Source organism: Paenactinomyces guangxiensis (assembly GCF_016055185.1).
Taxonomy (GTDB): domain Bacteria; phylum Bacillota; class Bacilli; order Thermoactinomycetales; family Thermoactinomycetaceae; genus Paenactinomyces; species Paenactinomyces guangxiensis.
In genome coordinates this window covers 231,450-250,581 of record NZ_JAECVR010000001.1, presented here as the reverse complement: position 1 = coordinate 250,581, position 19,132 = coordinate 231,450, and the positions used below count along the sequence as shown (strand labels likewise).

Annotated in this window: 20 protein-coding genes; 15 read left to right on the top strand and 5 right to left on the bottom strand. The window is 44.1% G+C overall.

The genetic code is table 11. The features are described 5' to 3' along the window. Positions 1 to 116: 116 nt before the first annotated feature. The 4 genes from I8U27_RS01295 to I8U27_RS01280 all read right to left on the bottom strand — a co-directional run bounded on the left by I8U27_RS01295 (position 117) and on the right by I8U27_RS01280 (position 5,638). Complete coding sequence (locus I8U27_RS01295; RefSeq protein ID WP_181750299.1) at positions 117 to 1,802, bottom strand: hypothetical protein; 1,686 nt, start codon at positions 1,800 to 1,802, stop codon at positions 117 to 119. Positions 1,803 to 2,139: 337 nt separating this feature from the next. Beyond that, positions 2,140 to 3,348 (bottom strand): FAD-dependent oxidoreductase, encoded by a 1,209-nt coding sequence (locus I8U27_RS01290; RefSeq protein ID WP_181750300.1) that lies wholly within the window; start codon positions 3,346 to 3,348, stop codon positions 2,140 to 2,142. 55 nt (positions 3,349 to 3,403) lie between these two features. Further along, positions 3,404 to 3,994 (bottom strand): TetR/AcrR family transcriptional regulator, encoded by a 591-nt coding sequence (locus I8U27_RS01285; RefSeq protein ID WP_181750301.1) that lies wholly within the window; start codon positions 3,992 to 3,994, stop codon positions 3,404 to 3,406. Positions 3,995 to 4,240: 246 nt separating this feature from the next. After that, positions 4,241 to 5,638, bottom strand: a complete 1,398-nt coding sequence (locus tag I8U27_RS01280; protein ID WP_181750302.1) for a helix-turn-helix domain-containing protein — start codon at positions 5,636 to 5,638, stop codon at positions 4,241 to 4,243. A 273-nt stretch (positions 5,639 to 5,911) separates the two neighbouring features. On the opposite strand from I8U27_RS01280, the gene I8U27_RS01275 reads away from it, so the two are divergent. From I8U27_RS01275 to I8U27_RS01250, 6 genes are all read left to right on the top strand, one after another. Then, positions 5,912 to 6,211 (top strand): hypothetical protein, encoded by a 300-nt coding sequence (locus I8U27_RS01275; protein WP_181750303.1) that lies wholly within the window; start codon positions 5,912 to 5,914, stop codon positions 6,209 to 6,211. A 136-nt stretch (positions 6,212 to 6,347) separates the two neighbouring features. Further along, entirely contained in the window at positions 6,348 to 6,617 is a 270-nt protein-coding gene (locus I8U27_RS01270) for a hypothetical protein (RefSeq protein WP_181750304.1), read from the top strand. A 97-nt stretch (positions 6,618 to 6,714) separates the two neighbouring features. Further along, positions 6,715 to 6,981, top strand: a complete 267-nt coding sequence (locus tag I8U27_RS01265) for a hypothetical protein (protein WP_181750305.1) — start codon at positions 6,715 to 6,717, stop codon at positions 6,979 to 6,981. 128 nt (positions 6,982 to 7,109) lie between these two features. Next, positions 7,110 to 7,367 carry a phosphotransferase gene (locus I8U27_RS21240; RefSeq protein WP_181750306.1) on the top strand — a complete coding sequence of 86 codons (258 nt, stop codon included), beginning with the start codon at positions 7,110 to 7,112 and terminating at the stop codon, positions 7,365 to 7,367. Continuing rightward, positions 7,361 to 7,960 (top strand): phosphotransferase family protein, encoded by a 600-nt coding sequence (locus I8U27_RS01255; RefSeq protein ID WP_181750307.1) that lies wholly within the window; start codon positions 7,361 to 7,363, stop codon positions 7,958 to 7,960. Before I8U27_RS21240 ends, I8U27_RS01255 begins: the two co-directional genes overlap by 7 nt. A 103-nt stretch (positions 7,961 to 8,063) precedes the next feature. Continuing rightward, on the top strand, positions 8,064 to 8,387 hold the full coding sequence (locus tag I8U27_RS01250) for a hypothetical protein (protein WP_181750308.1): 324 nt from the start codon (positions 8,064 to 8,066) through the stop codon (positions 8,385 to 8,387). A gap of 511 nt (positions 8,388 to 8,898) precedes the next feature. On the opposite strand, the gene I8U27_RS01245 is transcribed toward I8U27_RS01250, so the two are convergent. Further along, complete coding sequence (locus tag I8U27_RS01245) at positions 8,899 to 9,978, bottom strand: nitric oxide synthase oxygenase (RefSeq protein ID WP_181750309.1); 1,080 nt, start codon at positions 9,976 to 9,978, stop codon at positions 8,899 to 8,901. Between the two features lie 832 nt (positions 9,979 to 10,810). Here I8U27_RS01245 and I8U27_RS20440 point away from each other — a divergent pair. The 9 genes from I8U27_RS20440 to I8U27_RS01205 all read left to right on the top strand — a co-directional run bounded on the left by I8U27_RS20440 (position 10,811) and on the right by I8U27_RS01205 (position 19,110). Then, positions 10,811 to 11,455 (top strand): RNA polymerase sigma factor, encoded by a 645-nt coding sequence (locus I8U27_RS20440; RefSeq protein ID WP_309506075.1) that lies wholly within the window; start codon positions 10,811 to 10,813, stop codon positions 11,453 to 11,455. Beyond that, positions 11,341 to 12,483, top strand: a complete 1,143-nt coding sequence (locus tag I8U27_RS01235; protein WP_309506076.1) for a hypothetical protein — start codon at positions 11,341 to 11,343, stop codon at positions 12,481 to 12,483. Before I8U27_RS20440 ends, I8U27_RS01235 begins: the two co-directional genes overlap by 115 nt. Before the next feature lie 56 nt (positions 12,484 to 12,539). Beyond that, positions 12,540 to 12,671, top strand: a complete 132-nt coding sequence (locus I8U27_RS20900) for an RAxF-45 family protein (RefSeq protein WP_258567721.1) — start codon at positions 12,540 to 12,542, stop codon at positions 12,669 to 12,671. Between the two features lie 94 nt (positions 12,672 to 12,765). Beyond that, entirely contained in the window at positions 12,766 to 14,406 is a 1,641-nt protein-coding gene (gene abc-f, locus I8U27_RS01230) for a ribosomal protection-like ABC-F family protein (RefSeq protein ID WP_220185833.1), read from the top strand. A gap of 222 nt (positions 14,407 to 14,628) precedes the next feature. Next, entirely contained in the window at positions 14,629 to 17,049 is a 2,421-nt protein-coding gene (locus I8U27_RS01225) for a DNA internalization-related competence protein ComEC/Rec2 (protein WP_181750310.1), read from the top strand. A gap of 36 nt (positions 17,050 to 17,085) precedes the next feature. Then, positions 17,086 to 17,352 (top strand): helix-turn-helix domain-containing protein, encoded by a 267-nt coding sequence (locus I8U27_RS01220; protein WP_181750311.1) that lies wholly within the window; start codon positions 17,086 to 17,088, stop codon positions 17,350 to 17,352. After that, entirely contained in the window at positions 17,349 to 17,657 is a 309-nt protein-coding gene (locus tag I8U27_RS01215; protein WP_181750312.1) for an RNA-guided endonuclease InsQ/TnpB family protein, read from the top strand. Before I8U27_RS01220 ends, I8U27_RS01215 begins: the two co-directional genes overlap by 4 nt. A gap of 176 nt (positions 17,658 to 17,833) precedes the next feature. Further along, positions 17,834 to 18,391, top strand: a complete 558-nt coding sequence (locus I8U27_RS01210) for an RNA polymerase sigma factor (RefSeq protein ID WP_181750313.1) — start codon at positions 17,834 to 17,836, stop codon at positions 18,389 to 18,391. Further along, a complete protein-coding gene (locus tag I8U27_RS01205; protein ID WP_181750314.1) occupies positions 18,373 to 19,110 on the top strand; it encodes an anti-sigma factor family protein in 738 nt (245 codons plus the stop codon). Before I8U27_RS01210 ends, I8U27_RS01205 begins: the two co-directional genes overlap by 19 nt. The last annotated feature ends 22 nt before the right edge of the window (positions 19,111 to 19,132 follow it).

Sequence of the window (19,132 nt, the reverse complement as noted above, 5' to 3'; positions counted from 1 at the left end):
AGACCTGAATATCTGCTGGTTTTTTGCGTGTAAAACAAAGGATGAAATGACCATCCGCTGGATCATATAAAAACGATCATCTGCAAAGCGAGTTTCCAACTTCATGCATGAACCAATTACTTCTGCAAGGTCTCATTTTTAAACTCCTTGACGGAGACAATGGTTTCTTTTGTATCTAAATATTTGAGTTTCACCCGGTGGCCTTTTTCCACAAAAACTGCATACGGAAATTTGGATGATCGAAGCGTGAAAATCTTGTCGTTTCCCTCCAGCAACATCTGGACGATGGTATCATTTGTTGTCGTCGCCTTATATACAGCCTGAACGATACCGGTTTTCTCCGTCAGAACAACGTCTTTGGAAGGGGTGGCACTGTCTCCATCCAGTTCGATGGAAATGGCGGTTTGATAAGTGTTAAAAGCTTCCTGTTTGGAATCGCCAGCTCCAATTACCTTTTCATCTCTGGCATTAACAAGAGCTATTTTCCGCAACACACCATTGGCGTCCAGAGCGGAAATGACCCAGGTATACTGACCATAGATGTTATATAAAACAGGACTGGCCGCTTTCCACTGTTTCTCCCGATACGTTTTCTCCACTACATTCATAGCTGTACGACCATTTAGAATTCCATTCGTGCCTGTATAATAGGTTAACTCTCCAGTTCGCGAGTTTACCAGGGAATATCCTACCATCGAACCGGAATCTGTTTCTGCACGGGTATGATCCGTAGCCCAATGCATATTTAAATCCCGGTCAAAAACGGCCACCACCTCATCTGCGTCCTCCCATTGCGTAGGTACATGTACATCCTGTTTCATCAGAACCGAATTCCAGAAGCCATGTTTATAAAGACCAAACCATTCGTTCCGCTCATACGCAATGTCAGCCGGAACAACTTGATCCACAAAGGCGGGAATATTTTTCATCTCATACTTCGTCATGTTACCGGAAGCAGGGTAGACCAGTATGACGCCTTTTACCTGCCTGACATCGCGATATTTGTTATATTCTCCGTAACTGACTGCAAAATATGGTTTCCCGTTATCATCCGGCTCAAAGGAAGCCTCCATCAGAACATAGTGGGGGTATGTTTTCCGTACCAGACGATTGACATTTTCACCAAAATAAGCACTGTTCACATATTTCATTTTATGAGAAACCAGTTTGGCTTCTGCCCGTTGATCCTCTGCGTCCATCATGATATATCCCGGCACAGTATCAGCACTCAACCATTTGAAAAATCCTTTATATTCGATGGGGGCAATCCAGACTAAACGCTGATTGATTTTTTGGATTGTTGCTTTTCCCAGATTATAATAGAAATAATTGGCTGCCTTCTCCAGCACTTTTTCCATTTTGTATCTCGCATACTCCCTCGGCACAACCGGAATATGCTGTTCATTGATTGGTTCTAACATTTTTTCGGTTTGCTTTGCCTGGACAAATTCATACTTATCTTGTTTGATGGTAAACGGATAGACGATCAACATATACAGGTAAACCAAGATCCCGAGTAAAGCAACGAACCCCGTCAACGGGGTCAAATCACTTCCGTCGTCATAGGTAATCGAATCAATCAATAACAGTATAAAAATGATCCAGGCATAATAAGCAAAGTAAGCAGACCAAGTCACATCTGCCATCAGAACATAGAAAACGAACCAGCCATAGATGATTCCGCCAATAAAGCGAAGTACCTGCAGGGCCTTGAATCCGCCATCATGTTTTTGGTACACCCACACCCTGGGCAATATGGTGAGAAAAAAGAACGCCGGTAAAATAATTGCCAACCAGATCAATCATGATCCCCTCCTTTTCGTGAAATTATGTTTCATGCGAATGTGCTTTTTCCAGCTGCTGATCCATTTGGAATGGTAAGTATGGAAAAGTCTTATTTTAAATATAAAAAAACTCAGCCCTCTACACAATAAAGTTAAAGACTGAGTTTGTTTGTAGAATTAAGATTTAAGCATGTCAGTGTCTTTATCAAGTTGAGCTTGAGTTGTGTCGATTTGACCAAGATATTTCGTGATCTCCTGACCTCCTTCTTCGTATAATTTTAATTGAACCTGTAAGAACTCGTCAACATACTTTTATTAACTTTCTGTATAGATTGTTTTTTATTAAAGTGATTCATCAGTCTTTAAAATATGCGGTTTTTACCGTTATCTGCTGCGCACCCAGAGCAAGTTGGTCCCGCATTTTTGTAAATAAAGCGGTTTTTCCAATCAACGGAATAACTGCCCTTCGCAGTTGAAGGAGCAGAGGGTTGCTTATTCCGATTAAGTCAGCTTGTCTCTTTTGTATCCTTTGAATCTGCAATACAGCAGGCCGTCTGATTTCTTCGTAGCGCTTGAGTAATGGCAAAGAAAATGATTTCTGTTCCAATGCCTTCATAATAACATCATGAGCCACCACAGCATCCTGAATGGCCAGACTATTTCCCTGGCCGGAAAATGGAGATGCAATATGCGCTGCGTCTCCAATCAGCATCAAACCATCCCGCACCCATTGTTTTGCTGTCGCTGTTTGAATATCAAGAACGGAACACTGTTTAAAATCAAGTAAATGTTTGGGCAACTCCTCTTCTAACCCGGGATCTACGGCTATGAGCTGCTTTTGAAAGTGTTCAATTCCTTTGCTCTTGATTTCAGGATAGGTTCCTTTCCGAATAACCCAGCCTACCTGAACAACCTGTGATCCTTTTGGAATATAGATCAACATTCCTTTATTTTCAATCCGGATTTGCAGGGGATACTTCCTGTCTTTTGATGCAGGCATATCAAACCAGATAAAATCAAATTTGTGTTGTTCCTTTTCAATTTGTATTTTTGACAACTTTCGGACTGTCGAATAACGTCCGTCTGCCCCAACTACCAATCCGCTTTTAATGGTCACCTCATCTTTTCGCCGTTTGATTTTAATTCCTTTAATTGTGCTTCCTTCTTGAATCAGCTCTTTCGCTATCGCTCCGTTTAAATATGTAAAGTTAGGATATTGCAATGCCTGATCAATTAAAAATTGAAGCAGTAATGGTTGTGACATAATAAGCCCATAATTGAAAGGTTTGGGCAGATCATCAAATCTTACTGAAAAAAGAGTTTTCCCGTGATCAATAAAATGAAAGGCATCAACTTTCTCATGTTCCATTTTCAGAACATCGTTTAACAGTCCCATTTGTTCAAAAAACTTCAGCACCAATGGCTGAAAAAAGTAACCTCTAAACTCCCGGTCCAAGCGGTCATGCCGTTCCAGCAATACGGTTTTGACACCGCTCCGGGCCAGAAGATAACTTAACACGCATCCACCCGGGCCGGCTCCTACAATAACAACATCAGTGTTCATCATACTGCCCTCCAGTATTTTGTTAAGTAATCACTCAATGAAATGGGTAAAAAAATTAATTGAACATTTTAAGAAACTGATGAACGGTAGTTTTAATATACTCTTTCCTCTGATTGACATCATTATTATACCGATCATCAGTTAAGAAATACATCACAAGGGAAGTTAAAAGGTTTCGGATGGCAATTTTTAAGTACAATTCCTGAGCGTCCATTCGTTCCGACAGAAGCTGGTAAAAAATCTGAGTCCCCTGTTGGATCAGTTGTGCCAAACGTTCCCTCACAGCGGCATTTCGTTGCGACTCTCCAAAGAACATCACGATCAACCCGGCCTTCTCGTGCAATAAATCAAACAATGAATGGATCATGCGAATTAAAATCGTTTCCACTGGCTCATTGGTTCCGGCATCAGCAGCTATCTTGCTTAATTCATGATTAAGAGTATGCTTATCGATCACAGCCCATAGCAGATCCTCTTTAGATTTAAAGTAATGATAAATCAATCCATCGGTAACGCCGGCCTCTCTGGCAATATCTTTGGTGGTGGTTGCTGAATATCCTTTTTTTGCGAAAACAAGCAAGGCTGCATCAATTAATTTATTTTTTGTTTCCAGTGCCTGTAATTGTCGGTTTGTTAAATTCTTCATTCTGTTCCCCGCTATTTCATTGAGTGTTTACTTAATGAAATCATACCACAACCATTCCGGTTATTCATCCATAAGGAGGAGAATTTTATTATTCTCAATTTGGCAATTGGAAATTGAATGGATTTATTTTCAAATATAAAAAACTCAGCCCTCTAAACATTAAGTTTAAAGGACTGAGTTTGTTTGTATAATTAAGATTTAAATATGTCAGATTATTTGTTAAGTTAAATTAACCTACTGTGAAGATCACTCATTTGGCGGGGGGTCACCAAGTTGAACTTGGGTTGTGTTCATTTGATCAAGATAGTTCATGATTTCCCGTCCTCCTTCTTCACGTAATTCTAAATGAACCTTTAAGAATTCGTCAACATACTTTTGGTAACTTTCAGGATAATCTTTCTTGCAGCAAGTGATTAATCTGATTAAAATTTCGCTCTTTTTAAAGTGGAGATTATGTTCGCTGGCTAAATCAAAAGCATTTTCTAGATACCGTTTTGCTTTTGCTTTGATTCCCTGCTTTAAATGGCTTTCACCCAGTCCCAAAAATGCTTCAATCAGAGTAAATACATCATTGGTTTTTTCAGCCCGTCTGACTGCTTCTTCCAATTTGCCGTGGGCTTGCTTAATCTTTCCCTGTTCTAAGTATAGCAAACCCAATTTCGTATATGTAGGGGGAATGATATGCTTTCTTGCCACTTTATTTTCCATTTGAAGTGCGGTTTGAAAGCATTTTTCAGCATCTTCGAGCCAGCCTTTTTTGTTGTAACTTTCGGCTAAAGTGCTCCACAATTCAAATGAACGGTCATACATTATATCAATCCAAGCCTTTTTAATGCCTTCCATTGCAAATTTAATGGCATGGTCATACAACTGCAATTTGTTTAGAATGGCAGCCCGCATTTGATACATATTGAGTTTGATCTCTGTGCTGTCAATCTGATGGATCTGTTCCCACATTTCTTCTAAAATAAGTAAGGCTTCATTATAACGATGCAATTTTTCCAGATAAATCACTTTACTGATTAATAAATGAAAATAAACATGTTTTCTCTCTCCATTTGCAACAAATGAATTTTGCCCTTCTTCCAGATAAATCAATGCTTGATCTACGTTGTTTAACTGAGTATAAATCCTGCCTAAACCGTTATAGCACATCGCTTTGATGTTGGTAGTTAACAAGTGTGGACGTTGATCAATGTAATGAATTGCTTCCAGATAATTGACTTGCGCCAAGTCCCATTTCATTTTCTTTTCATAATATTTTCCTTTGAGGAAATAAAGGTTAACCATGTGTGGATCATCTTTTTCCAAGAACATTCTTTTTAATTCTTCCCAGCCTTCATTTAAATTGTCCATTGCCAGATCGTGTTCAATTCTCATCAATTGTAATTCCGAGTTGTTTTCTCTGTCCCTTTTATTTTTCGTTTCATATCGCAGCAGATCATTGAAACTTGTACCCAAACTTTTGCACAGATACTCAAGTTTCTCTTTGCTGACCCGGACACCGCCTTTTTCAAGATTACTGATGGTGCCGGTAGAAATAATGCCGTCTTCGGAAAGATCCTCCTGTTTCAGCTTTTTTGCTTTTCTCTTCTTTTTCAGGAATTTCCCCATCTCATGAGAAACAAAAATGTAATCCCTCAATTATACTCCCCCTGTCTGAAATTTTTTAAAAGAAATCCACGGCGAAAAATCGAAGCGAAATCACTGTTTTCAATTAAAAATTGTTTCAGCACCGCTTGATTTCATTGGATTTATAGCCAGGATGTCAAGATTGGTTTTTATATCAGCAAACTTAAATACCATCATAATAATTTTAAATATTTGTAAAAGATATTATACTATGTCATGATTGGATTGTGGAGAGTGGAGTTAATCTTTTCCATGTAAGCTTACCATTTTTGGAGGTGGGACAGGTTGATCAAAATGCAGGTTGAAGGCCGGGCTGATCAGGTTCAATCGTTTTTGTGTCAGCTTGAACAAGGCTCACAGGTGAAGCTGGTTCACAAAGAATGGGAAGACAAAGAAATGAGTCAGCCGGATGAAGTTTGCTTTAAATGTTATGTTCAGAAGCAACCGGATCAACAAATGCGGATTGTGCAACTGGTGACAGCGGGAGGAGGGGAGATCAGGATTCCGTTGTTCGATGTGATCCACGCGGAGATAGAAGAAGGAGTAAAGGTGTTTGCGGGCAGGAATTTTGATATGTTCCCATAAAAAAAGAGCCACGTATGAAATGGCTCAACAAAAATAATTTCGACCCTTCTATTATAACACGCAAAAGGGAATCACAAAAGCTTTTTGTTCAGAAATGGGATGGGAGTGGAGTTGCCCCGGAGAGGAGGAGATCAGCTTGAGGCAGAAAAAACCTTCGGCACAAAGCGAGACGGCTATGATAAAAAAAGAGGATGCAACGGCTGCTATGATCTATGTTCTGGCAAAACTGGGTTATTCCCGCCCTGAAATTGAAAAAGTAAATAAGGAATTGCGAAATACATTTAATCTCAAATGTTCCGACCGCGTCTTTGACACGAATCTGACAAACGGCAGAGTGGATCGCAAAAATTTATTACCGACCATCACCAAACAGAGTAACCATGATAGCGGCAAAATCGATGGTTGAAAGTTTCATTTGTCATTAAGTCCGGAGTTATTGATTTGGAGTGAGAGAAATGCTGAGACTACGGGTGGAAGGGCCGGCCCAACAGGTCAAGTCCTTTATGAAAGATTTCGGTAATCATCCTCAATTTGATGTAAAAGCTGCATCAAATCTTGATCAAAATGACTATGTGGAGAATGATGTGATTAGTTCATTTTGCCTCTTTGAATACCGCCCTTTAAAGGAAATTATCCAGCCAATTTCGGTAACATTTGTAACACCGGATGGAAAAGACCTCAGCTTTTCGTTATTGCGGGGCAAGGTTATCCGAATGGGCGATGTTGTCTTTATTATGGGAAAAGCGAATGCTGGGCTTTTAAGGAGGTGAGAGGATGATAGACCAAACGAACTTTTAATATATTTTGAGTTTCTCCCCCTCATTCGACAGGCTTGAGATAAGTAAACGGAGGGGAATTTTTTTATAAAACGAAAACGCTGAGAAAGGGCGGCGAAACAATGAATATGGAGGTAATCTTAAATGATCTTGGGGTACAATCTGTTTATTCATGTACCCAGATAATTGGAGGACAGGACAGCTCCGTATGGAAGGTTGAAACCTCACAAGGAGCTACATACGCACTGCGTCTGCTTCCCCGGCAGAGACATCAGCAATTCACACGAGAGGAAAATATCATACGATTAGTGTTTGATCATGGTATTCCGGTACCCAAAGTTCATTTGGTAAAATTATGGGGAAGTGGTCCGCTATGTTGATGGAATGGTCGCCAGGGCGGACACTGGCTAGTGAGCTCATCGAAAGACCCGACAGTGCAAATAGATTGGGGATTGAATTTGGGCGTGTTCAGGCGGCCATCCATCGGATTCCTGTGCCGGAGTCAGTGGATAAGGAAAGCAAAAATTGGTTGACTCCTGAGACATATGCTGAAATCGAAGTCATGCAAAGGATCACCTTTCTCAAGGGGTACAAACAGGATGTTCTGGTGCATCTTGACTTTCATCCCCTAAATGTCCTCACCGACGGGCAGACCATTACAGCCGTCATTGACTGGGCTAATGCTGCTAAAGGTGAAGCGAGGTTTGACATAGCCAGAACCATGTCCATTCTTCGACTCGAAGGACTACGGCCAGGATCCGTTCTGCCCCAAGGAGCTGTCAGAGACTTCGAAAGAGGATGGCTACGTGGTTATGAACAGGCAGCAGGCCACCCCGGCTCCTTATCCATATTCAATGCATGGGCAGGATTACGCATGATACGGGACTTGTCGGGAAGGCGACAAGAAGAAGATTTTTTGCGAATGCAACGATGGGTGGAAGATTGGCTACGGGATGCGGAATCAAATAGATAATAGTATAGGGGATTTAACAGCTCCATGTGGGATTTCATAGATTATTGCGGTTGACAAGCATGAGGGCCTAGTGTCGAAAGGCTATACATAGGATGGTGGTTTTATGAAAGAGGTTTGTTTCTGTGATAAAACCTTTTACATTCTCGTTGAAGCAGAGGTGTCTGCTGACCCTGTTTGGTGCGGTAAATGTCAAGCTAATTTATCTCTTGACGATTTCGCGGTCTCGGAAGAACTAAAAAAAGAACTGATGAACTGGAACATGGACTTCGACAAACATCTGACGGCTCACGAGTACAATGGTGTGACAAGGCCCTTTGCCAAGAGGCTGAATGAAAAGGGTGAAAAATTGACCCAAAGATTAGGTGAAGAACTTTCCTGCTCTTATACCGTTCAATACCGTCCTTACACCTTGTTTGTTGAAGATTAGGGGATCTCACAGAATAATATCACCTATAGAGCATATTTTGTTGCCGTGATGATATTATATTGTATTTGCTTCGCATAGGCTGGGAGGGGGATTGCGAAAACAAACAGTGTAGCGGAAACACTGGAATAGATCGCATTCAGCACTTTGATTTAAAATTGCCAGGGTAGTGCTCAGCTTCGGCATGTGAAAATGCCCCCTGAATATTAGAACATAACAAAAAGTACCCCCTGTTGCCATCAAACGCCCCTGAAGTTCCCATTGCCCAAACACGAGTGTCAGTTAAACAAGAACAGTCGTTTAGGAAAGTATGCCCTATACGAAAGTAAAATTTTCCATAACAAGGAAAAGGAAGGCGACCTAATAACCGCCTTCCCTTTACTACTCAGTATCCGATGGATACTGGGACGATTATGTAGTGATACCTGTATGCATGAAACTCAAAATAAGCAACCCTCGTTTGAAGATACTTTTTGGCCTGATTTATACCAATGGGTATAGCGGCTTTATTGAGTTATTCATATGGACGATAGAAAAAATTAGGTGTCATGATTTTATCCTCGTATTGATGATGAAAGATATGTGTTGCGGCAGGGGATAGAGGAGGAATAAGCCAACTCCAATCACCAGTCAGGTCTCGTCCTGCTTTGGCTTCGTTTTTTTCAAATGCCTTAAATTGTTGGGCCGCTGTATGATGATCGACAATAGTAATACCATATCTTTTAAAAGAGTGAAGCACAGCGATATTAAGCTCAACAAGTGCTTGATCTTTCCACAGGGTAGCATTAGACCTTATATTAAGACCTAGAGATTCTGCTACGCGGGGAAGCAAATTGTAGCGAAACTCGTCTGCCAAGTTTCTGGCTCCAATTTCTGTGCCCATATACCATCCATTAAATGGAGCCGCCACATAATGAATACCGCCGATCTCTAAACGCATGTCAGAAATCATTGGAACGGCATACCATTTTACTTCAAAATCTCCAAACAAATTATAATGTGGATGTCGAATTGGCACTTCTAGAACTAATTCTTTTGGTATTGGAAAGAACTGTGGTTGCTTGCCATTTACTTGAATGACAAGTGGTAATATATCAAAATGAGTGCCCGGTCCACTCCATCCCATTGCCATACAAACTTTGGTAAAGGAGATTGATACAGGATCACCGACAATTCCATCACTTGTTTCATATCCTGCGTAACGGATTAGCTGATGATTCCAAATTCGAACATGTTCTTTCCCGTTGATTTTTGGTTTAAAAATGGTGATGGTAGGACGAATTTCCCCACCATTAGTTGCATATTTGATATGATTTAGTAATTCTTGAAAAATATCGTTCTCTTTTTCTAAATGACGTGCGTCAAAAACATTTAAACGATTCCAAAACAAACGTCCAATGCACCTGTTTGAATTTCGCCACGCCATTTTGGCGCCGTGAGATAATTCCTCATATGTGTGTTCATAATAACCATAACTATCTATTTCTCTCTTTATTTGTTTTAATCTATGATATGTTTCTCTATCTGATTTTCCTAATTCATTATAGCACCTACGAATAAAGTTCTCTGCTTTCTTGTGCAGATAGATATTCATCTTAATTTCGAACTCCCTATAAAAATAGTATTATCTTAATGAACCCCAAAAGTCCCGGGGCATCAATCACAGCAAACAGGCAGCCTCAGTCATCACGTCCATACCAAATCTTCGTCATATCCACTTGAAAATACTGATTATAGCCAGTGACCGGATCCGATTACTTTTTCATTTCGCCGTTCCTCCTTTGTAAAGGGTTAGCTAACCTAACTCTTTCATAATGGGGTATACCAGCATTCCTGTCAAACGGTGATCTCAAACCTCACCTAATCGGTTGAAGAACACAGTTCTTTTTAAAGCGTGTGAGCTTCTCCATTGTTTAAGCCACTTTGATCTTCTGTCTCAATTATAAGATATGATCATCTAAGGTGTGAGAGACAGTTTACGAACTTTATGATTATGATAAGGTGGAATTTTTTTGAAAATAAAACTTCTCGAATTATTGGAATCAGATAATGATATCTATTTATTGGATGTTGTATCAGACAATATGATTACTAATAATAACTATACAGGTATGAATGTGATCGATAAAAAGTTGAATAAGATAAGGAACATAGATCTTTTTGAAAATATTATGGTCTATTCGATATATAAACATTATATAAACAGTGAAATTTTGTTATATTGCCCTGTCAATAAGATTAGTAACTTTAAGTAGTCATCGATCTGATGCTACCAAAAGTACTCTTTCAATTTATGATATATCTGGCCCGCGTTAAAAAGGCGCGTATTTTACATGACAAAAAAGTGACATCAATGCTGTAAGAAAATTTGTTCCCATGGCATCTGGTATATATAGCATTTCAAATGAAAGGGGAGCCTGGACGGAGTGGGCAGCCAAAGGGTACTTGAAAAGAACAACGAAGAAGACAAATCAGTGATTGATCAACACTCCTTGCTGATCGGCCAGGCGAGGGCGGGAAACAGGGAAGCATTTGGAGAACTGGTTCGTCTGCACCGGGCCAGGGCGATGAGGTGGGCGGTTTCCATTTCGCATGATCAGCACCTGGCGGAGGATATTGTGCAGGAAGCTTTAATACGGGCCTTCTTGAAGTTGGGCAGCTTGATGGATGTGGAGCGTTTTGTTCCCTGGCTGGAACGGATCGTGCGCAATGAGGCATATATGAAACTGAGGAGAGGGGGGCCTTTTCGGAAAGAGCTGCCTATGTCCGGGTCTGCAAATGCGGGACTCCCGGATTCACTTTCCAGTTTGGCTGAGTTGCTGGAGGGCAAAAGGGCAGAGACTTCTGATCCGCTTGAACAAGTGATGAAGCAGGAAAATATGGAAATGATCCAAACCCTGCCAAGCCAAAAGAGCGCCAAATCTTTGAATGTTTCTTTTTTGAGGAGCTTACACCCGTGGAGATCGCCCGCTTCCTCTCCATCTCCAAAAACCGGGTTTACACTTCCCTGCACCGTTCCAAGCGAAAGCTGTTGCAAGAGCACCTGCGCCTGCATGTCCGGGCATACCTGAACCATCGAAAGGGGATTGGTGCTATGGGTAAAAAAGTATTAGACTTTCCGGTTGGGTACAACCAGGCGAAAACCTGGACTTCCATCGGAGCGGCGATGAAAGGTGTTTTGAATGTTACGGAACAAAAAGGGATCAGCACGTTTGAATTGATGGGGTATTCAAGCCTGGCCTTTCGCATTAACATCCATCCGGGTGATGTGGATGTCGCCGGTCCGACCGCTTTTATCTGGGATGAGGTGTTAACAAAAGCTCTTGCCAATCTCGGGTTTGAAAGCCGCTATGTAGGAACGACTGAATATCAGTTTGAAAAGTTTTCGGGTGACCGGTTAACTGAGGCGATGGAAGCGATCCAGACGTCGATTGACCGGGGTAAGCCGGCGATTGTGTGGGATATGTTTGTGCCCGAGTTTGGTTTAATCTACGGCTATGATGACGGGAAACAGCAATTTGAGGCAGTTGATTTTCAAGCCCGACAAATGTTGCCATATATGAAGCTGGGGCAGGGACAGCTGAAGGAACTGGCGGTTTTAACTGTCGGGAATTTTAAAAAAACAGACCCTGGCAAAATGCTTACATCTTCTTTGCAGATGATCCTTGATCACGCATATGGGCGTGAGCGTACCATCCCCGGATATGTAAACGGGCTGGCGGCTTATCATGCCTGGATTGAGGCATTTCGCGGCGGGAATGTAGATCCTTTTGGCAATGCTTACAATACAGCAGTTGTTGCCGATGCCCGCCGGTTTGCCGCTCATTTTGCCTTCTGGCTGGGCAATGACTGCACTGGTCTGCTTCACCCGCAGGAGATGATTCTGTTAAAAAAAGCGGCAGTCCAATATACCCGGGTTGCGGAAGTGTTAACCGCTCTTACCTGCCTGTTTCCGTTTCCGGGCGGCGGGGAGCCGAACCAGTCTGACCAGTCCCAACAGGCAATCAAATGGCTGACTAAGGCGAAAGAAGCCGAGGAACAAGGAGTTCAGTACCTTTCCCAACTGCTTGAACAATTACTAAACCGCCTTGCGGAATAAATTTTTTTTCATTAAAATAAATGTGAAATAGAATCGACGACAAGGAGGTGAGGATCTTGCGCACCGGATTGAATGGATGCATGGTTTGGCTGGCTGTGGAAATCACTGCCATTACCCATGTTTTGGCTTTTAACGGGATTCGTGTGCCCTTTTTTAGCCAAACAGCATCTATTCATGTTCGTGCGTAAGAAACCCTCACCTTTTTCATACGGATGCGGAAAAAGCCATCGGCGGGGTTTGCTTGCCGATGGCTTTTTCTGTGCAAAAAAAGGAGTGTCGTCGATGATTGTGTGTGCATGTCATCAAATGAAAAAAATGTTAGGTGCCGAGTGGGTACTGAAACAGATCGAAGCAGAAGTCCATGACGGAGCGCGAATCGGTTTAGTTGGAGCCAATGGCAGCGGAAAAACAACATTGCTCAAATGTATTGCGGGTATGGAATCACCTGATCACGGAGAAATTTTTATTCGCAAAAAAGCAAAAGTGGGATATTTGGCCCAGATTTCTGATGTTACTCTGGGAACAACAGTTAAACAGGTACTGGAGCGGCCTTTTGCCGAGTTGTTCCGGATTGAGCAAAAAATAAGACAGATTTCTGAACAGATGGCTGAACAATACGAAGACCCGGACAGGCTTGAAAAACTTCTTCAGGATTGGGACGCCCTGCAACAGCGTTTTGCCGAGGAGGGCGGCTACCAGATTGAATCGCGGATTGCCCGGGTATCGAAGGGGCTGGGCATTAATGAACAGATGTGGGAACAATCCTTTCATTCACTCAGCGGCGGTGAACAGACCAAAGTGGGATTAGCCACTCTTTTGCTTGGCGACCCCGATCTGCTGTTGTTGGATGAGCCGACCAACCATCTTGATTTGCGGGCAATTGAATGGTTGGAAGAATATCTCGATAAATATCAAGGGGCTGTCATCGTGGTTTCCCATGACCGCTATTTTTTGGATCGGGTTACCCGGGAAACCTGGGATTTGGAGGACGGGGAAGTGACTGTCTACAGGGGGAGCTACTCTTCGTTTGTCCGGCAAAAAGAAGAGAAGTTGCTGCTGGAGTTTCAAGCGTATCAGGAACAAGAAAAAAAGATAAAGAAGATGAAAGATACCATCAAAAGGTTAAAAGAGTGGGCAAACCGGGCCAATCCCCCAAATGCCGGAATGCACCGCCGTGCCAAAAGTATGGAAAAAGCATTGGAGCGTATGGAAAAGATCCAGCGGCCGATCCTGGAGCGAAAAAAGATGTCGTTGCAATTTGAGATGATGGACCGCAGCGGCAACGATGTGGTGATGGTTGAAAAGCTGGGAAAAATCGTTGCTGAGCGCTTATTGTTTGCCGACGTGGATATGATGGTGCGCTTTCAGGAAAGATGTGCCATTGTCGGGGCAAACGGAACGGGAAAATCAACCTTATTGCGGATTCTGTCGGGGCAGGAACAGGCCGATGAGGGAACGGTAAGACTGGGAGCCGGAGTGAAAGCGGGATATCTCTCACAGGCAGGCTATGACGGCGATCTGGAACAGACGGTGATCGAGGCCTTTCGCGACCAGGTGGACGTCACCGAGGGAGAAGCCCGGCACATTCTGGCCCGCTTTCTCTTTTACGGATACGCCGTCTTCCGAAAAGTAAAAGAGCTGAGTGGCGGAGAACGGATGCGGCTCCGCCTGGCCCAATTGATGTACCAGGATATTAATCTTTTAATGTTGGATGAACCGACCAATCATTTGGACATTGACTCCCGGGAAGTACTGGAGGAGGCACTGGCCGGCTTTTCGGGAACGGTGATCGCTGTCTCGCATGACCGCTACTTTTTAAACCGGTTGTTTGGCACGATCTACTGGCTGGAAAATCAGTCTGTCACCCGTTATGAAGGAAATTATGACTGGGCAAAAAGCCGGAGAAACAAGGCTCTGATATGACAGATTGTTGCTCCGGGTTTCGTTTACGCTAAAAAAGACCCTTACTTTGTACTTTTGAGTACAAGGTAAGGGTTTTATCAACATTCCTCGATTACATATCAATCCCCTCCCGGAATGCCGAATTTTAAAGCCTGACTTCTATTTTTCTACAATATGGAAGGGAAATGTCGAAATAAAGGGAATTGGTTTCTTAAGCTTTCAACAGACAGGTGGGACAATGGCTTGAAGAGACCGTTGGTGTTGCTAAGTTTGGGTTGGATCACCGGCAGTTTGCTCTGTTACGGGTGGTGGAAAAGTGTCGGTTTTTATCTTTGCATGGCAATGGGTGTTGCCGTGGTGGGCGGATGGCTGTTTTATCAGTATCGCAAGGGGCTGCTCATCACGCTCTTTCTATTGGGCTGGGCAATTGGAGCGGCGAGGATGGCTTATGTGGACATACACAACCATTCTGTCTTAAAACAAATCGCAGGCTCCCGTGAAGAGTGGAATGCCGTTCTTGCCGGAGAGATTTGCTCCCGGCCACAGGTAGACGGGGACCGGTTGCTGTTTGAGCTGAAAGTGCAAAACTTGCGATCCGGGTCAACCGTGCGGAGCATCCCTGATGAGATCATTAAAGTAACGGTTGTTTTGAAAAGTAAGGAAGAATGGGAAAAAGCGCACCAGTTTCAGAGGTTCTGGAAGGTAGAAATGCCTCTCGCACTAAAGACCCCTTCACCTCCGAGAAATCCGGGTGCATTTGATTACCGGGCTTATTTGTACCGGCAGCAGATTCACTGGCTGGGAATAAATCAGTCATTTGGACAGATCAAAATCGTTTCGGACCGGCCCCATTTGTTTGTATGGATGGATGAATTGAGAAATCGTTTAGGTGTGCAAATAGAAAACATCTACTCTCCCGAACACGCCGGATTGATCAGGGGAATGTTGCTGGGCGAACGGAATGAAGTGGACCCTGATTTGGAAGCAGATTATTCTGCATTGGGAATTGTCCACCTGCTGTCCATTTCCGGCCTCCATGTGGGAGTGATTGTCGCCTGTCTTTATTTTATACTGAAAAGAGCCGGGCTGACGAGGGAGAAAGCGGCTCTGTTTGTTATGCTGTCGCTTCCATTTTATGTTCTGTTGACGGGTGCCGGGGCTCCGGTTGTCCGTTCTGCGGTGATGGCAGGTTTAGCAATGCTTGCGGTCCTGTTGAACCGGTGGAAAGATACCCTCTCGTTTCTGGCATTCTCCCTGCTGATTCAGTTGTGGGTCAACCCGTATCAAATGGTTGAGGCCGGGTTTCAACTGAGCTATCTGGTAACCGCCGCGCTGATTATCTGTGTAAAACCGCTTGCGCAAAAGCTTCCTTTCCCGTGGATATGGTTGAACCAGGGAGTTGCGGTTACCCTGGTGGCCCAGGTGGTTTCTTTTCCGGTTCTGATCCGTCACTTTCATGAGTTTTCATTTATCTCCTGGCTTGCCAACCTTTTATTTGTGCCCGTGACCAGTTCACTTGTCATCCCCCTCTCCATGCTGGCTTTAGGGGTCAGCCTGGTCAAAGAATCCTGGGGAAGTCTTCTGGCTGAACTTGCTTCCCTGTTGCTTGATCTTATACATACGGGTGTCTATCTGCTGTTGCAATTGCCCTGGGTTCATGCCAACTGGGTGCCGCCTTCGTTTGTCTGGATCCTGTTTTATGGGATGGTTTCTGTTTATTTATGGATCAGTTGGACGGGAGATCTGATTGATTCAGCCAGGCATCGTGTGATTGCCGGTTTGTGTTTTACCAGTTTAATCGTTGCAGCCCATCAAATGCCTGCATGGGACAGAGAGCAGGCAACCATCACCTTTTTGGATGTGGGTCAGGGCGATTGTACTGTGATCGAAACGATGAAGGGAAAAGTGATTCTTGTTGATGGGGGAGGGATCCCTGCGTTTCCCCGGGAGAGCTGGCAAAAGAGGAGTGATCCGTTTGAAGTGGGAAAAAAAGTTCTGGTTCCGTACTTGAAGTACCGCGGAATTCGACGGATTGACGAGCTGGTGCTTACCCACGGAGATCTGGATCATATCGGAGGGTTACAAGCGGTTGCGGAACGGTTTCCGGTGGGACGGGTGATTCGCAATCCGCATCCGCCCCGGTCACTTGTGGAAGGGAAACTGTTACAAACTCTCGTGAAGAAGGGAACTCCCGTGTACACCGTGTCCCCTGGATCAACCCGGGAGATTGAACCGGGGGTGAAGTGGCAGTTTTTACATCCGGACCGGAAAAATCTTGGTTCCAAAGACAGAAGCAATGACGATTCTGTGGTGTTTCTTCTCTCCGTTTATCATTACCGGGTGATGATGACGGGGGATTTAGAGCACACAGGGGAAAAGAAAATCTTGTCTGCCTGGGATTTGCCGGAAGTACACCTGCTCAAGGTTGCACATCATGGCAGCCGCACTTCCACACAGGAGGAGTGGCTGCAAGCACTGCGCCCCCGCCAGGCGGTTATTTCGGCAGGTACAGGAAACAGGTACGGGCATCCTTCACCTGAAATCATTCAGCGGCTTCAATCATACGGAGTGCGCATTTGGCGGACAGATTTGCATGGAGCGGTTACAGTTCAAATCGGGCAGGACCGGACCGCGATAAAAACAATGCTACCTCATGCAGATTGATTTTAGGAAATGCGAGCGGGAATCCGGGGGAGAGTGATGCTACGCACCTACAAATTCCGGTTATACCCGAAGGAACAACAGGAAAGGATCGACTTCACTCTGGAACGGTGCCGCTTATTGTATATCGCCTTCTGGACGAACGGATTCATGCCTACCGAACGGAAGGGAAGACTTTGTCCTACTATGATCAGAAGAAGACACTTCCCGCTTGGAAAAAGGCGATCCGTCTTCTTGCCCGAACGCATGAGAAAACTGCCAATTAGCGGAAGGATTACGCGCATCGGATCAGTCATCAGCTGGTGAAGCGATACGATTTGATCGCCTTTGAAGATCTGAACGTGCAAGGGATGGTAAAGAATCATCACCTGGCGAAAAGCATCGTCGATGCGGGATGGCAATACACGGCTTACAAGGCTGAGAGTGCTGGTAAGCGTGTGGTTCAGGTCAACCCCCATCAAACCAGTCAACGATGTGCAAGCTGTGGTGAAATCGTCAAAAAAACATTGGCCGAACGGGTTCATTGTTGCCCCTTTTGTGGCTATGAACAGGATCGGGATGTCAATGCGGCCATCAACATTCTACAACTCGCCAGACAAAAAGCTTCTTAAGAATCAACAGGCCAGGAACTGGCCTTCGCGGAGAGTACGGCAGAAGTCGGCTCGATGAAACGAGAAGCTCGCCGTTTGAAATGGCGAGAGGTTTACATACAATAGGTGTAAATATCCTGTCGGATTTGCAACTAATGCATGAAAAATCAAGTCTATCTATTTAGGGGGGGGTTCGATTGGTTGAACCGGAAATCATACGGCGTGCCCAATCCGGTGACAGAGAGGCGCTTGTGTTCTTGCTCAAACAATTGGAAACACGCGTGTACCGAACGGCTTATTACTTGATGAAAAACGAGCAGGATGCATTGGATGCCACTCAAGAGGCATTGCTGAAAATATATAAACACCTTCCCTCTTTCAAGGGGGACTCGATGTTACATACTTGGGCACAACGAATTGTGACCAATGTGTGCATGGATCAGTTCCGGAAAAGAAAGAAGGTAGTTCTGATGCATGAGGAGACGTGGCAGGAAGACAAGAAAGCTGTTCGGGAAGTAGAGCGGGGAGTAATCGCCTCAGACTTGAAGCAAGCCATCAACCGTTTACCGGACCCTCAGCGAACGGCTATCATTTTAAGATATGTGCAGGAGTATAACTATCAGGAAATCGCAGAAGCGATGCAGTTGCCTTTAAATACGGTCAAGTCTCATCTGTTTCGGGCGAGAAAACAGCTTCAGGAATGGCTGTCGGAATATCAGGAAGGGGGGGCGACCCAGTGGAAAGTGAGAAAATAATTGATCTCATTCAGCGCGATTTGGACAACGATTTATCCCCGGCGGAAAAAGCAGAACTGGAAGCGCATTTGCTGACTTTGCCGGAAGATGCCAAACTGGCCGAACAGTTTCGTTGCTTGTCTGATCAGTTATCCGGACTCCCGAAGGTTGTGCCCCCGGTTAGCGTGGTGGATTCCATCCTCCCGACGATTGACGGAGATTTCGATCAAACTCCTGAACATGAAAATCAGGTTTCCCCGGAGCGCACGACCGTTAAAGTACCGTGGTATCGGTCATGGCAGGCAAAAATCGGAGGCATCGCAGCAGCTGTTCTCTTGATTGGACTGCTTGTTTACCCCCTCATCCCGGAGAAGTTTGAACCGCAACCCTCTATGACGAATCAGGCAGCAAAAGACAACCAGGGTGAAGCCGCTCCCGCGGAATCGCTCACCATCGCTGAAGAGCCTGAGGATACGAAGGATCAGTCATCAGCCAGTTCCACACAAGCCGTTTGGTCTCCTGAAAAAACGTATCAAGCCCATTTGACAGGGAATCGCCTGATCGTCCGGAAGGCATCAGGAGAAATCCAATATCAAAGTAAAGTGTTTAAGGAAGGTGAACTAACCGGATTTTCCTGGAAGTCAAATCGGGAGATCCAGTTGGTATTTAAGGGGAAAAACGGGGAAGAAACCGGGGAAAAAGTAACGGTTGATGTGGAACAAAAGAAAATACACAAGTAAATGGGGACGGATGAGGTGAAGA

Coding starts and splice junctions, on each gene's coding strand:
- abc-f (WP_220185833.1), top strand. CDS start 12,766: ATGATTGTGTGTGCATGTCATCAAATGAAAAAAATGTTAGGTGCCGAG.
- I8U27_RS01245 (WP_181750309.1), bottom strand. CDS start 9,978: ATGAATATCTATCTGCACAAGAAAGCAGAGAACTTTATTCGTAGGTGC.
- I8U27_RS01220 (WP_181750311.1), top strand. CDS start 17,086: ATGCTACGCACCTACAAATTCCGGTTATACCCGAAGGAACAACAGGAA.
- I8U27_RS01255 (WP_181750307.1), top strand. CDS start 7,361: ATGTTGATGGAATGGTCGCCAGGGCGGACACTGGCTAGTGAGCTCATC.
- I8U27_RS01285 (WP_181750301.1), bottom strand. CDS start 3,994: ATGAAGAATTTAACAAACCGACAATTACAGGCACTGGAAACAAAAAAT.
- I8U27_RS01290 (WP_181750300.1), bottom strand. CDS start 3,348: ATGAACACTGATGTTGTTATTGTAGGAGCCGGCCCGGGTGGATGCGTG.
- I8U27_RS01250 (WP_181750308.1), top strand. CDS start 8,064: ATGAAAGAGGTTTGTTTCTGTGATAAAACCTTTTACATTCTCGTTGAA.
- I8U27_RS21240 (WP_181750306.1), top strand. CDS start 7,110: ATGAATATGGAGGTAATCTTAAATGATCTTGGGGTACAATCTGTTTAT.
- I8U27_RS01265 (WP_181750305.1), top strand. CDS start 6,715: ATGAAAGATTTCGGTAATCATCCTCAATTTGATGTAAAAGCTGCATCA.